The following is a 13,176-nucleotide window of genomic DNA, read 5'->3' on the forward strand; positions in this document are numbered from 1 at the left end:
ATTTTTTAGATAAAATTATGTCTTTATAATCAAAGAGATTATCTAAATGATAAAAAATTCAAGCCGGGTTCTGTGTTTCTTCTTACTCCTTGTCGCCGTGGGTCTCCATGCCGATGAAATTAATTTATATTCCTTCAATACCGGTTCTTTTGTTTACCACCTGACCGGTAACTACGGGCAATACAACGAGTTTTTCGATAATAAATTCATGTCGGTAGAACGTAAATTCTCTGAAGACTCCAAATACAGCGCACTGGTCGGTACCATGAACAACAGCTTCGGCGACCGCTGTATTGCGCTTGGGCTGCGCCGGGACTGGATCCAGGGAGATTCCAACTGGGTGTTTAAAGGCGTCTACGGTTATACCGGCGAGTTCTTTTTCGACGCTTTCAAACACTGCGGCGATGACGGTTCCTATGAGGATTTCAAAAAAGTCACCGGCATCGGATTTTCACCGTACATCTACCATGCCATCCAGTACAACTTCACCAGCTATTTCGGCGTAGAAACCGGGATCATCATTCCTTCCGTGTTTGTGGTCAGCGTGCAGTGGAGTTTCAGGTAGCGGTAAATTACAGCGGATCGTTTTCCGTCACAGAGGCAAACAGGACATGTACTTTACCCGTCAGCTTTTATCCTGAAAAGTGGGGTGGATACGAACATCAACATTTCGTCCGCCACCGAAGTGTCACCCATTTTTGCGTCTTATAGTGAGCTCCTAAGACATTCATACCGGAGCATTTTATGATCGCTGTACTTTTCGAGGCTGACGCCTTTCCTGAACAACGGGACCGCTACTTTGAGCTGGCCGCAGAGCTAAAACCTTTGCTGGACGACGTTGCGGGTTTTATTTCTATTGAACGTTTTCAGAGCCTGAGTACACCGGGAAAAATTTTGTCGCTGTCATGGTGGGAAAATGAAGCGTCGGTGCTGGCGTGGAAAAAGAATCTTAAACATCAGGCTGCACAATCCGAGGGACGGAACACTATTTTCTCTTTTTACCGGATCCGCGTTGTTGAGGTTCTCAGGGACTATTCATCTGAAAAAGGAGGTTATTCGCATGTATGATATTCACGTTATTCTCCGCAATGCGCCCGGTGAGCTGGCGCGCCTCGGTTCTGTCCTCGGCAAAAATGGTGTAGGGCTTGAAGGCGGCGGTGTGTTTACGGCAGGCGATGAAAGCCATGCGCATTTTCTGGTTGAAGAGGGCGAGCTGGCCCGCACGGTGCTGGCGGCAGCCGGGCTGGACGTCCGGCAGGTCACAAAGCCGGTCATCAGAAAGCTGAAACAGGAACGCCCCGGAGAACTGGGTGCCATTGCCGCAGTCATCGCGCAGAACGGGATTAACATATTGGTGCAGTACAGCGATCACGATAACCGGCTGATTTTGCTTACCGATAACAATACACTCGCCACACAGGTGACAGCAGAATGGGACGTACCGACTGAATGAGTTTACCCAACGTTCGTAAAACGGATGATGACGGATTGCAGCTTGAACTGTCGTTATCCGCGGTTGCTTCGGCCATTGCTGACCCTTCGCGGGTCAGCATGCTTTGCGCGCTGATGGATGGCCGCGTGTGGACCGCGACAGAGCTGAGTTCGGTCGCCAATATTGCGGCGTCCACCGCCAGCGCGCACCTGACCAAACTCCTCAACAGCGAATTAATTACCTGCCTTTCGCAGGGAAGACACCGTTATTACCGGCTGGCTGGCAGCGATGTCGCCCATCTTCTGGAAACCCTGATGGGGATTTCCATGAAATCCATGAAATCGCCGCAGCCCAAAACGCCGGTACATTTGCGCGTCGCGCGAACCTGCTATGACCATCTGGCAGGAAAAATCGCGGTCGGGATTTACGAATTCATGAGTAACGAAGGCTGGCTGGAACCTGACGGTAATGCGCTGACGCCCGCCGGAAAGCAGCATTTTGAAGATTTAGGCGCCATTCTGAACCCGAACACCCGGCGCAAAAGCAGCTGCGCGTGTCTTGACTGGAGCGAGCGACGTTTCCATCTCGGGGGCGATTCCGGCGCCGCTTTACTGGCCGCTTTTGAGCGAAAAGGGTGGCTGAACAGAACGCCGGGCTATCGCGAAGTCACGTTTACTGAAGAAGGGAAAAGGGCGTTTTTACGCATTTTCCAGATTGATGTGAAGTAATGGATTCAGGCGCATTCCTCGGGTCAACAGATTCATGCGCGCAGGATGATATTCAGTTTGTGGTTTCCGCAGAATCTGGATGCCGCCAGTGAAGTTTTGGCGCTAAATAGCTTTGAATCTGCTCAGTCGGTTGTTCATTGATCAGGCTGATAATCATGTCAAAACAATGAATTGCCAGCGCTTTGCAATCCTGCGCGACGGTATCAATTTTCACCGTGAGTGAGTCATAAAGATAGTGATCGTCAAAACTGCACAGATGAATATCGCTCCCGAGCAGTTTGTGCTGGCTCATATAACGCAATACTCCTTCCATCAGCCCGCAGGACGCGACATACAGCGCTTTAGGCGGACGCCCGAGCCGGGCACAAAGATTGGCAAACATTTCATAACCTGAGCTGGGATGATAATTTCCGTACATTATCCATTCAGGATTCAGGCTAACACCCGCACGCTCAAGCCCCAGCTGATAACCGGCCAGACGGTCGCGCGTTGGAGAGATGCGTGGCTGGCCGCCGAGAAAATAAAACTCATCCGGATGCTTTTTTGCCACCCGCGCGACCAGTTCGGCCGAGGATTCGATGGCTTCGCACACGACCAGCGGCAATTGCGTTTCCTGCAAATGACGGTCAAACAGAACCACCGGTAACTGCTGGCTGATTTTCACGTATTCCGCATCACTGAGCATACTGGACGCCACGATCAGTCCGTCTACCTGACGCTGGATAAGGTTATTCACCACCATGGTTTCCTGACTGGTGTTCTCATCCGTGCAGGCAATCAGCAGTTGCATGCCGTTCTCGCGGCAGAGCGTTTCAAGCTCGTTGGAACAGGCCGCAAAACCGTAGTTGGTCATTTCCGGGACAACCAGACCCAGCGTGAAGCTGCGGGTGACGTTAAGTGAACGGGCGTGGATACTGGGCTGATAATGCTGCTCGGCGGCCACCGCAAGCACGCGATCGCGCGTCGTATCGGAGATGCGAAACTTCTTGCTGTGTCCGTTAAGAACCTGGCTGGCAGTCGATTTCGATACGCCAGCCAGCTCTGCTATGCCACTGATAGTGATGCGTTTGGTCTTTTTCACTGCGCCATATTCTGTTGTCCGGAAAGGTTTATATTCTAACACGCAATCGGCTAACAGCCAGTGGCGCAGCGCAATCGGGTAATGGCCGCTGAAGTTTAATCTGGCCGGCAATACCGGGAAATAGCGTGAGGTCATCACCGCTTCCCCGTCGTTAATGAAGATCTCGATGCCCGAGCTGTCGCACATTACCGTCAGTTTGCGTAACGAGCCGTGCCAGATACGTTCTTCCGGCAATCCGGTGCGCCGGTTTTTACGCGTCAGATGCAGACAATCACCGTCCCATCTCAGCAGCAGGTCTCCGCCAAAATCAGCGTTGAAGGCCTGTACGGTTTCAATGTCCACTTCAGCACGGGTAACATCCCAAACCGGTGCGTCGTCCGCCAGCCCTTGCCACTGCTGCATGTCGCCGCGAAGAGCCTGCAATTCACGGGCAGGGCGCTGAAAAATTTTACCGGCTACAAGCGTCAGTTCGCGCGGGCAGGTCAGGGTATGCAGCCAGCCGTTTTCCACCGTGGGTTGATAAAACTCATCGCCGTCCGGGATACCCATCCAGCCGATAAGCAACCGGCGCCCCTCATCGGTTTGCGTCGTTTGCGGCGCATAAAACTCAAATCCCAGATCCAGCTCCGTGAATTCGCCATGCGGAAACTTCGCTTTTTCGGTATCCAGATGCCCGACAAAATAGCCCGACTGGAAGGTATTCAGATAACGGTCTGCTTGCGCAGGCAGACCTTGCGGACAGCAAATCAGCACGTCCTGACCGTCCAGTCTGAATAAATCCGGGCACTCCCACATGTAACCGAAATCCCCTAATCCGTTCAGATTCGATCCGGCAATTTCGCCCAGAAATTCCCAGCTGAGCAGGTCGTCAGAGCGGAGCAATAAGACTTTGCCCTGAAGGCTGAGATCTTGCGCGCCCAGCACCATGAACCAGTGACCGCCTTTTCGCCAGACTTTCGGGTCACGCACATGACCGGTATAGCCTTCCGGTAAATCCAGCACCGGGCCGGTTTTATCAAATTCACCTTTCGCGTTTTCACGCGCCAGACACTGGAACGCCGTGCGGCTGCCATCAGGGTATTTCACGTTGCCGGTATAAATGAGCGTCAGGTGACCGTGATCGCTGACCGCAGAGCCGGAATAACAGCCGTGGGTTTCGTAGGCTTCCGACGGTGCCAGCGCCAGCGGTTCGTGCCGCCAGTTCAGTAAATCCGCCGAACTCCAGTGCCCCCAGAATTTCGCGCCATGCGCACAGGCCAGCGGATTCCACTGATAGAAAACATGATAACGGCCTTTATGCTGAATAAATCCGTTCGGGTCGTTGAGTAATCCTACCGGTGGCGCAAGATGCCAGCCGGGCCGGTAAGGGTCCGCCGCTGCTTTGACCTGCCCTGCAACCACGCTGCGCAGGGCTTGTTTGAGCAAGCTCGTTTCCGTCATCATTCACTCTCCGTTTTGTATTTCAGCAACAATGACAGCAGGAATGCGCTGCCAAAAGCAATTACCAGGCCAATCAGATAGCTGAGGATCGAACTGGCCTGTACGATCGCCAGCCCCGGAATACCGGTCAGGCCGACGGCCGTCATATTCACGTGCATCGCCACCACCCAGGCACCGCCCAGCGCCCCCCCCGCCAGCGCGGCGAGGAACGGTTTCATGAAACGCAGATTGATCCCGAAAATTGCCGCTTCGGTAATGCCCAGCATGGCCGAGAAGGCCGAAGGCACGGCGATGGCTTTGATTTTGGCATCCTTCGTTTTGAAATAAACCGCCAGACAGGCACCGCCTTGCGCCACGTTCGCCATTGACCAGATCGGCAGCAGGAAGTTAACGCCAATGTTCGGATTCCCCAGCAGACCGGCTTCAATCGCATGGAAGCTGTGATGAATCCCGGTGATCACAATCACGGAATACAATCCGCCAAATACCAGCCCGGCGAACCAGCCTGCATGCGCGATCAGCGTACTGAGCACAAACGAAATTCCGTCACCCAGCGCGCGACCGGCGGGGCCGATAATCAGGAACGCGATGAATCCCGAAATGATCACCGTCAGGAACGGCGTGAGGATTAAATCCAGAGCATCAGGGATGATTTTTCGCAGGCGTTTTTCAATGAAACTCATGAACCAGACCGCCAGCAACACCGGGAATACCGTGCCCTGATAGCCGATCATCGCAATTTCAATACCAAAGAAATTCATGGTGTGGAAACCGCTGGCAACGCCCCAGGCATTGGTCAGCGCAGGGTGGGTCAGAATTCCGCCCAGCGTGGCCCCCAGGAACGGATTACCGCCAAATTCACGCGCCGCCGTAAAGCCAATCAGGATCGGCAGAATGATAAATGCCGCCGAGCTGAACATGTCGAGCATGATAAAAATCGCGCTCTCAGGATTGGCCCAGCCGTAGGTTTTCACCATGCCGAGCAGGCCCATCAGGAGACCGGAAGCCACAATCGCCGGAATAATCGGCACAAAAATGTTGGATAACACACGGGCAATACGCTGGAACGGATTCAGTTTTTGCGCCGCAATATCCGCCGCTTCAGACTTGCTGGACTCGCTGATGCCCGCCACTTTGATGAACTCGGCGTAAACCTTATTCACCAGACCGGTACCAAAAATAATCTGTATCTGGCCCGCATTGCTGAAACAGCCTTTCACGCCTTCAACTTTTTCTATGCCACTTTTATTGATCAGGCTGTCATCGGCCAGCACCAGACGCAGGCGTGTCGCGCAGTGCGCCGCGCTGGCGATATTGTCTTTGCCGCCAAGTAATGGCAGCAACTGCGTGGCAATTGCATTGATATTCATTTTGTCCCTTACCGTTTTTATTATCGACATCGCCCGGTTTAACCGGGCGCGTCCTGGTGAATCACACCCTGTTTTTTAGAACCAGGTTTCCATCTGGATACCAAAATTCCACTGTCCGCCTGCGGTAAAACCATCTGTCCCGAACGAATCGCCGGAAGAATAACGGTCGAGATCTTTGCTCCAGTCCATATAGCTGGCGAAGAAGCGAATTTCCGGGCGACTCAGCATGTCGCTGATATCACCCACTTTGAAGGTTGGCGCAAAGGTCAGTTTGTAGAATCCGCCTTTCACCTTGTTGTAATCGTTGTAACCCTGCGGATCGAGATCCATGTACTGATAGCTGCCTTCATACGCCAGTTCAAAGTTTTCGGTGATCTGCTGAATCAGGCGGGTGTTGAACGTCACCCATTTGTAATCATCGCCGGAGATATAGCGGTCTTTACTCTGCTGCGCCAGAACGGCAGGGGCGATGCTCCAGTTTTTGCTTAACGGCGTGATCCCGTAAGTTGCCAGACGCAGCGTATTGGCGTCATCGGTCAGATGGCCGTCCGAACCCAGCGCTTTAACCTCTGCGCCCAAGCCATGACCGTAAAGCAGTGCGGTCGTGGATGTCCCGTCGCGCAGCCCGTAGAAGCTGTCCCCGTGGTACGCCAGCAGGGTGTGGAAGCCGGTATCGGCGGCATTCGTGATGCCCTGAGTGCCGGTATTTTCGCGATCCTGATTGTTTTTGGCGCGCAGGCCGCTGAGCATCCACTGGAAAGGTCCGGCGTAGTTGTTCGCCGTGACAATGTAGTTCTCAATCCGCGTATCGTCTTTATTCTTATTTTCGAGGTCGTCAAAGTTACGTCCGTAAAGTGAGAAGTTACTTTTCAGGTTTTCTCCCCATTTAACGTCATAGATACCGCCACCGGTCCCGGCAAGGAAGATGATGTCGGAATCGAGGAAGTGAATGTCGAAATTATCCCGGTCAAATCGTTTACCCGCCCACAGCGTCGAATCTTTCCACGGGCCACTGAACGTCGGCAAAGAGCCTAATTCAACAAACGCCTGGCGGATGTTCAGATCGCTGGTTGCACCGGTCCAGTCGTTATAACTGCGCTGGCCGTCCGCCAGCATGACTTTGTAGCGGGAGGTCGCGCCGCTGGCCAGGGTCTGGTTATGTTCCAGATTTAATTCAACGTAGGTGTTGTTTTCGTTGCCCAGACGCCCCACCGCACCGCCGGTTTGCCCGGCCGGGGTCACGTACGGGCCACTTTCGGTTGATGTGCCGGAATCATTCATGATCACGCCGGAACGGGCATAGCCTGAGAATTTGAAGCCTTCAGGCGCACTGCTGGTTTTGTTGTTAATGCTGGCTAACGATTCGGTACGTTCAGCCACCTGAGCCGTTTTTTGCTGATTTATTTCCGCATTCCTGGCCACCTGACGGGTTTGTTGTTCATTGCTGGCGGTGCGTGTTTCCAGCGTTTTTACCTGTTTTTCTGCTTCAGTGGCGCGGGCTTCTGCTTTGGCGGCGCGATTCTCGGCAAGTTGCAGTCTTTTCTCCAGAGCATTCAGGCGGGCCTCAATGGCACTTACCGACGTATCCGCTCCCTGCGCGGCGCCAGAAAGAATTAATCCAATAGCAACAGCAAGATAGCGAGGTTTCATCATCATTTTTATCCCTCAGGGTAAGTGTAATTATTATGAGAAAAACCATTTTTGCTAAATTGCTAAACTGGTTTTCCTCTGCACAATAATCACCCGCACCCGATTTAATCAATGATGTTTTACCGTCATTTCCCGTATTTGTGATCCTCTTTGCAAATTATCACTAAACACGGATAATTCATTTGTACTTGATTAGCTAAACCGGTTCTTCTATTTTACCTAACCCTGTAGCCAGACAGGGATTGAATACAGGGAATGAAAATGAAAAGTCGAATTTGGGTACTGGGCGATGCGGTGGTGGATTTAATTCCGGAAGAGGATGGCCGCTTACTGAAATGTCCGGGAGGCGCGCCCGCTAACGTCGCCGTGGGGATCAGTCGTCTGGGCGGAGAAAGCGCATTTATCGGGCGGGTAGGGGATGACCCGTTTGGGAAATTCCTGAAGAAAACGCTGAGCGCTGAAGGTGTGGACACCGAGCACATGCTGCCTGACGTCAGCCATCGCACGTCAACCGTGGTGGTTGAAAACGATGCCGATGGAGAACGGTCTTTTACCTTTATGGTGCGTCCGGGTGCGGACTTATTCCTTCAACCGACGGATATTCCTGCCTTCAAAGCCGGGCAGTTTCTGCATCTGTGTTCCATTGCTTTATCCGCAGAACCCAGCCGCTCTTCCGCCGTGCTGGCGATGGCGCAGATGAAAGCCGCCGGCGGCGTCGTTTGTTTTGATCCAAATATTCGCCACGACTTATGGCCGGATGAAAATCAGCTACGCGATTGCCTGAATCAGGCGCTGTCTATGGCCGATATCATCAAGATTTCCGAAGACGAGCTGGAATATCTGACGGGTGAAGCGCTACTTTCCGAGGGAATTCTGCGTTTGTGCGACCGTCATAATCCTGAACTTTTGCTGGTCACACAGGGCAAAAATGGCGTGTCGGTATACCGCAAAAAAGATGCGTCGTTGATGCAATATCCGGCGCCTGAAGTGAAAACCCTGGATACAACCGGTGCGGGCGATGCGTTTGTCGCCGGTTTACTGGCCGGACTGGCGCAACACTGGCCGCTGAATTCAGAAAGCGACTGGGAGCAGACACTCCGTCAGGCGCTGGCTTGCGGGGCACTGGCAACGACGGCCAGAGGGGCCATGACGGCATTACCGGATCGCGCAAATCTGGAGCAGTTTTACGCTCTGGCGTTCCCGTAAAGGGAAACGGACAACGCAGATTTCCGGCTCACTTCACTGAAACCGGCAGATCAGAACAGACGCGCGGTCATGGCGTCTGTTCTTTTTTGAAAGTTCAACACCGGTATTTTGTGCAATAAGATTTATCTATAAATCATAGGGTTGTTTTATCAAGGCGTTAAATTCCCTCGCCATATTCATGCCAATAACCCCTCTCTTTTTGCCGATTTAAAATCTGTAAAAGTAGACAACTGTCGACTTTTCATCTTAAAGTCCCACGGTTGGCGCCAGACCTGACTGGTATTTTGCTACTCATAATAATAGCTGATTGTCGTAGAGCGGCCGTCCAGATGCCGCCGGACATTTCGGTATTCACAAGCACGACTAAAGACTTTCTCTGGAGAATTTATGCATTCCTCTGTTAACAAAAACGAGAGCCGGACGTTCTTCGGCCATCCGTATCCGCTGGGTTCATTGTTCTTTACCGAAATGTGGGAACGGTTTTCGTTTTACGGGATCCGCCCTTTACTGATTCTGTTCATGGCCGCGACCGTTTACGACGGCGGCATGGGGCTGGCGCGCGAAAATGCATCGGCAATCGTCGGTATTTTCGCGGGTTGTATGTATCTCGCCGCATTACCGGGCGGCTGGCTGGCGGATAACTGGCTCGGGCAGCAAAAAGCGGTCTGGTACGGTTCAATTCTGATTGCGCTCGGCCACCTGGCGATTGCGTTGTCTGCGTGGTTTGGCGACAACCTGTTCTTTATCGGCCTGATGTTTATCGTCCTCGGTTCCGGCCTGTTTAAGACGTGTATCTCCGTCATGGTGGGCACGCTGTATAAAAAAGGGGATGCGCGCCGCGACGGCGGTTTCTCACTGTTTTATATGGGCATTAACATGGGTTCATTTATCGCACCGCTGATTTCCGGCTGGCTGATCAAAACCCACGGCTGGCACTGGGGCTTTGGTATCGGTGGTATCGGGATGCTGGTAGCACTGATTATCTTCCGTGTTTACGCCGTTCCTGCGATGAAACGCTATGACAGCGAAGTCGGTCTGGATTCCACCTGGAACAGCCCGGTCGCGAAAAAGAAAGGCGTCGGCGCCTGGTTGCTGGCGCTGGCGGCCGGTGTGGCGGTTGTCGTTACGCTGATCGCACAGGGCATTATCGTCATTAATCCTGTCGCACTCGCCAGCATGCTGGTGTACGTCATTGCGGCCTCGGTCGTACTCTATTTCATCTATCTGTTCGTGTTCGCCGGTCTGAATCGCAAAGAACGCGCCAGACTCCTGGTGTGCTTCATTTTGCTGGTTTCAGCGGCATTCTTCTGGTCCGCGTTTGAGCAGAAACCGACCTCGTTCAACCTGTTTGCTAATGACTACACCAACCGCATGATCGGCGATTTTGAAATCCCTGCGGTATGGTTCCAGTCCGTCAATGCGCTGTTCATCATTTTGCTGGCCCCGGTATTTAGCTGGGCATGGCCGAAACTGGCACAGAATAATGTGCGTCCGAGCAGCATCACTAAGTTCATCATCGGTATTTTGTGCGCCGCGGCGGGCTTTGGGATCATGATGATGGCGGCGCAGAATGTGCTGAGCAACGGCGGAGCAGGGGTATCCCCGCTGTGGCTGGTGGGCAGTATTCTGATGCTGACGCTTGGCGAACTCTGCCTGAGCCCGATTGGGCTGGCGACCATGACGCTGCTGGCACCGGAAAGAATGCGCGGCCAGATGATGGGGCTGTGGTTCTGTGCCAGTGCGCTGGGTAATCTGGCGGCTGGGCTGATTGGCGGCCACGTAAAAGCCGATCAGCTGGACGTTCTGCCAGACTTGTTCGCGCGTTGTTCTATTTCGCTGCTGATCTGTGCCGCAGTGCTGTTCGTTCTGATCATTCCGATGCGCAAAATGCTGGAAAATTCACAGACGAAACCCGCGACCAATGCGTGATAAGACATAACGCTATTCTCATTAAATAGCGGAACAACAACGTAAAAATGAAAGAGGCGGATCTGACGATCGGCCTCTTTTTTTTGGGCAAAAGACAATTTATCTAATTTACTTGTAGACGACTGGTCTAATCGCTGATAGTTTAGCCCCATGACGACAGCAACTCAGCACCATAACAATGATGTCCGCGAACATATTCTCGAGACTGGCCAGCGAATTATGGCCGGTAAGGGGTTTTCCGCGGTCGGACTCAATGAAATCCTCAAGGACGCGGGCGTGCCTAAAGGGTCTTTCTACCATTATTTCGGTTCGAAAGAGGCCTTTGGCGCGGCGATGCTTGAGCGCTATTTTGATGATTATCTGGCGCAGCTTGACAGCACGCTGAGCCAGCCGGGCCTGAAGATGTCGCAGCGCCTGATGAATTACTGGCAGCAATGGCAGGAGTTACAGTCATTTTTTGACTGCCAGGGGAAATGCCTTGCCGTGAAACTTGGCGCAGAAGTCGCCGATCTTTCCGACAGCATGCGCTTAACCTTACAGGCGGGAACGTCGGGGATAATATCGCGCCTGACGCTGGCGTTAGAATCCGGCGTCGCAGAAGGCTCCCTGAGCATTGATGATGAGCCCGCTCGTGTCGCAGAGAGCCTTTATCAGCTCTGGGTCGGTGCCAGCATTATGGTTAAGATTGTCCGCAATACCGGCCCGTTCGATTCGGCTATGAGCATGACGCAGCAAATTATTCATACCGCCCCCTGACGGGGGTGTATCACAAACGGTTCACCGTTTTTTATTTACCCGATAAATAGACGACTGGTCTACTTGGTCGTTTTTACCTACTACACTGGAGATTTACAATGAAGATTCTTATGGTTTTAACCTCACACGACCAGTTGGGCGATACCGGACGTAAAACAGGTTTCTGGCTCGAAGAGCTGGCAGCGCCATACTATGCGTTCAAGGATGCTGGCGCTGAAATCACGCTGGCTTCGCCGAAGGGGGGGAATCCGCCGTTAGATCCGAAAAGCAATGAGTCTGATTTCCAGACCGAACAGACTCATCGTTTCGAAGCCGATGCGGATGCCGTGGCGCAACTGGCTGCAACGGTTCGCCTCGACAGCGTTTCGCAGGCAGATTACGACGCCGTTTTCTATCCGGGCGGCCACGGTCCTTTGTGGGATCTTGCCGAAGATAAAAACTCAATCGCACTCATCGAAGCATTCCTGTCGGCGGATAAACACGTTGCGCTTGTCTGTCATGCTCCCGGCGTATTGCGTCATGTAAAAACACCTGCCGGCAAGCCGCTGGTGGAAGGCAAAAAAGTCACTGGTTTTACCAATACGGAAGAAGAGGCGGTCGGCCTGACGGACGTGGTGCCTTTCCTGGTGGAAGACGAGCTGATTGCGAAGGGCGGGAACTATTCCAAAGGCGCTGACTGGAGTTCGTATGTCGTCCGCGACGGCCTGCTGATCACCGGACAAAACCCGATGTCCTCAACGGAAACGGCAGAAGTGCTGATCAAACAACTGTCGGCGTAAGCGACAATTGAATGAAGGTGACAGGGTGTTCCTGTCACCTTCAGTTTAGGATGTTTACACGTTTTCAGAGTTTTGAACTGAAGATTTACTTTGTTTTGACAATGAGATACCTAATCCCAGCGCGGCCACTACCACAACCGGAATACCTAGCATCCACGGCAGGGTATAAGCCACCGCGAACAGCGCAGTTCCCGTTGCTTCCCGACGGTGCCTTAGGAAAGTTGGGCAGTCTACGGGTAAACCCCAAATGCTCACCGGGGAGGTCGTAATCGCGCCGGTGAGCAACGGTACACCAAAAGCTAAACAGTTGGCATCGAAACAAAAAGGTAAAGTCAGCGGGATCCGTCAGATGCGATTGATTTTTTAATGATCGCATGGCGCCAATGACGTTATGACAGTCAAAACATTTTTCTTGGTGTACTTTCTTTTAATATATCTACTGCCAAAGGGGGAGTATACTCACACGCTAAGAACTGGCTAATAAAAGGAATTAGCATGAGCAATTATGAGGAAATCGCCACACGCATTGCCAATGTCATTATATCACCTGACTCAGTATTAGGTTTTATTAACGGAGCGATCTCCGTACCTGTCGATTTGGGTTATATGGCGTATGGTGTATTCGACACTGATTCACATTACTCACACGAAACTGAAACAATCAGAATAATCCAGGCAATGAGGAACGGAATTCTTAATTATGACCGTATTTTAGATGCGATAGAGATTGTTTTCGGCTTTGTTGAATAAATCGGATTTAGATAAAAGCTCCCCTCGTCGCCGACTTCCTCAGGTAATCCGTACA

The 13,176-nt window shown here is 52.4% G+C and carries 12 protein-coding genes and 1 pseudogene; 9 read left to right on the forward strand and 4 right to left on the reverse strand.

What is annotated here, in order from left to right; translation table 11 throughout:
• The first annotated feature begins 46 nt into the window (after positions 1-46).
• The 4 genes from J8X26_RS21280 to J8X26_RS21295 all read left to right on the forward strand — a co-directional run bounded on the left by J8X26_RS21280 (position 47) and on the right by J8X26_RS21295 (position 2,160).
• Positions 47-565 carry a hypothetical protein gene (locus J8X26_RS21280; RefSeq protein ID WP_229893226.1) on the forward strand — a complete coding sequence of 173 codons (519 nt, stop codon included), beginning with the start codon at positions 47-49 and terminating at the stop codon, positions 563-565.
• A gap of 179 nt (positions 566-744) precedes the next feature.
• Positions 745-1,068, forward strand: a complete 324-nt coding sequence (locus tag J8X26_RS21285; RefSeq protein WP_152323908.1) for an antibiotic biosynthesis monooxygenase — start codon at positions 745-747, stop codon at positions 1,066-1,068.
• Positions 1,061-1,453 carry an amino acid-binding protein gene (locus J8X26_RS21290; protein WP_152323907.1) on the forward strand — a complete coding sequence of 131 codons (393 nt, stop codon included), beginning with the start codon at positions 1,061-1,063 and terminating at the stop codon, positions 1,451-1,453. Before J8X26_RS21285 ends, J8X26_RS21290 begins: the two co-directional genes overlap by 8 nt.
• Positions 1,450-2,160 carry a helix-turn-helix transcriptional regulator gene (locus tag J8X26_RS21295; RefSeq protein ID WP_208951873.1) on the forward strand — a complete coding sequence of 237 codons (711 nt, stop codon included), beginning with the start codon at positions 1,450-1,452 and terminating at the stop codon, positions 2,158-2,160. The genes J8X26_RS21290 and J8X26_RS21295 overlap by 4 nt, the downstream gene beginning before the upstream one ends.
• A 52-nt stretch (positions 2,161-2,212) precedes the next feature.
• Here the strand turns inward: J8X26_RS21295 and J8X26_RS27735 are convergent, their stop codons facing one another.
• The 4 genes and pseudogenes from J8X26_RS27735 to J8X26_RS21310 all read right to left on the reverse strand — a co-directional run bounded on the left by J8X26_RS27735 (position 2,213) and on the right by J8X26_RS21310 (position 7,707).
• Positions 2,213-3,283 carry a substrate-binding domain-containing protein gene (locus J8X26_RS27735; RefSeq protein WP_307803489.1) on the reverse strand — a complete coding sequence of 357 codons (1,071 nt, stop codon included), beginning with the start codon at positions 3,281-3,283 and terminating at the stop codon, positions 2,213-2,215.
• Positions 3,275-4,681, reverse strand: a pseudogene (locus tag J8X26_RS21300) (sucrose-6-phosphate hydrolase); the annotation flags it as partial. The pseudogene J8X26_RS21300 and the gene J8X26_RS27735, both read right to left, overlap by 9 nt.
• Complete coding sequence (locus tag J8X26_RS21305; protein ID WP_152323904.1) at positions 4,681-6,051, reverse strand: sucrose-specific PTS transporter subunit IIBC; 1,371 nt, start codon at positions 6,049-6,051, stop codon at positions 4,681-4,683. The pseudogene J8X26_RS21300 and the gene J8X26_RS21305, both read right to left, overlap by 1 nt.
• 75 nt (positions 6,052-6,126) lie before the next feature.
• Positions 6,127-7,707, reverse strand: coding sequence for a carbohydrate porin (locus J8X26_RS21310; protein ID WP_165060393.1), 1,581 nt, complete (start codon positions 7,705-7,707; stop codon positions 6,127-6,129).
• 255 nt (positions 7,708-7,962) lie between these two features.
• Between J8X26_RS21310 and J8X26_RS21315 the strand changes: the two genes are divergently transcribed.
• The 5 genes from J8X26_RS21315 to J8X26_RS21335 all read left to right on the forward strand — a co-directional run bounded on the left by J8X26_RS21315 (position 7,963) and on the right by J8X26_RS21335 (position 13,121).
• Complete coding sequence (locus J8X26_RS21315) at positions 7,963-8,907, forward strand: aminoimidazole riboside kinase (RefSeq protein ID WP_165060390.1); 945 nt, start codon at positions 7,963-7,965, stop codon at positions 8,905-8,907.
• A 387-nt stretch (positions 8,908-9,294) separates the two neighbouring features.
• Positions 9,295-10,836 carry a peptide MFS transporter gene (locus J8X26_RS21320; protein ID WP_208951874.1) on the forward strand — a complete coding sequence of 514 codons (1,542 nt, stop codon included), beginning with the start codon at positions 9,295-9,297 and terminating at the stop codon, positions 10,834-10,836.
• Positions 10,837-10,986: 150 nt separating this feature from the next.
• Positions 10,987-11,592, forward strand: coding sequence for a TetR/AcrR family transcriptional regulator (locus tag J8X26_RS21325; protein ID WP_208951875.1), 606 nt, complete (start codon positions 10,987-10,989; stop codon positions 11,590-11,592).
• A 98-nt stretch (positions 11,593-11,690) separates the two neighbouring features.
• On the forward strand, positions 11,691-12,371 hold the full coding sequence (locus J8X26_RS21330) for a type 1 glutamine amidotransferase domain-containing protein (RefSeq protein WP_208951876.1): 681 nt from the start codon (positions 11,691-11,693) through the stop codon (positions 12,369-12,371).
• 495 nt (positions 12,372-12,866) lie between these two features.
• Entirely contained in the window at positions 12,867-13,121 is a 255-nt protein-coding gene (locus tag J8X26_RS21335; RefSeq protein ID WP_208951877.1) for a hypothetical protein, read from the forward strand.
• Positions 13,122-13,176: the final 55 nt, after the last annotated feature.

The organism is Rahnella sp. ChDrAdgB13 (assembly GCF_017655185.1).
Taxonomy (GTDB): Bacteria; Pseudomonadota; Gammaproteobacteria; order Enterobacterales; family Enterobacteriaceae; genus Rahnella; species Rahnella contaminans.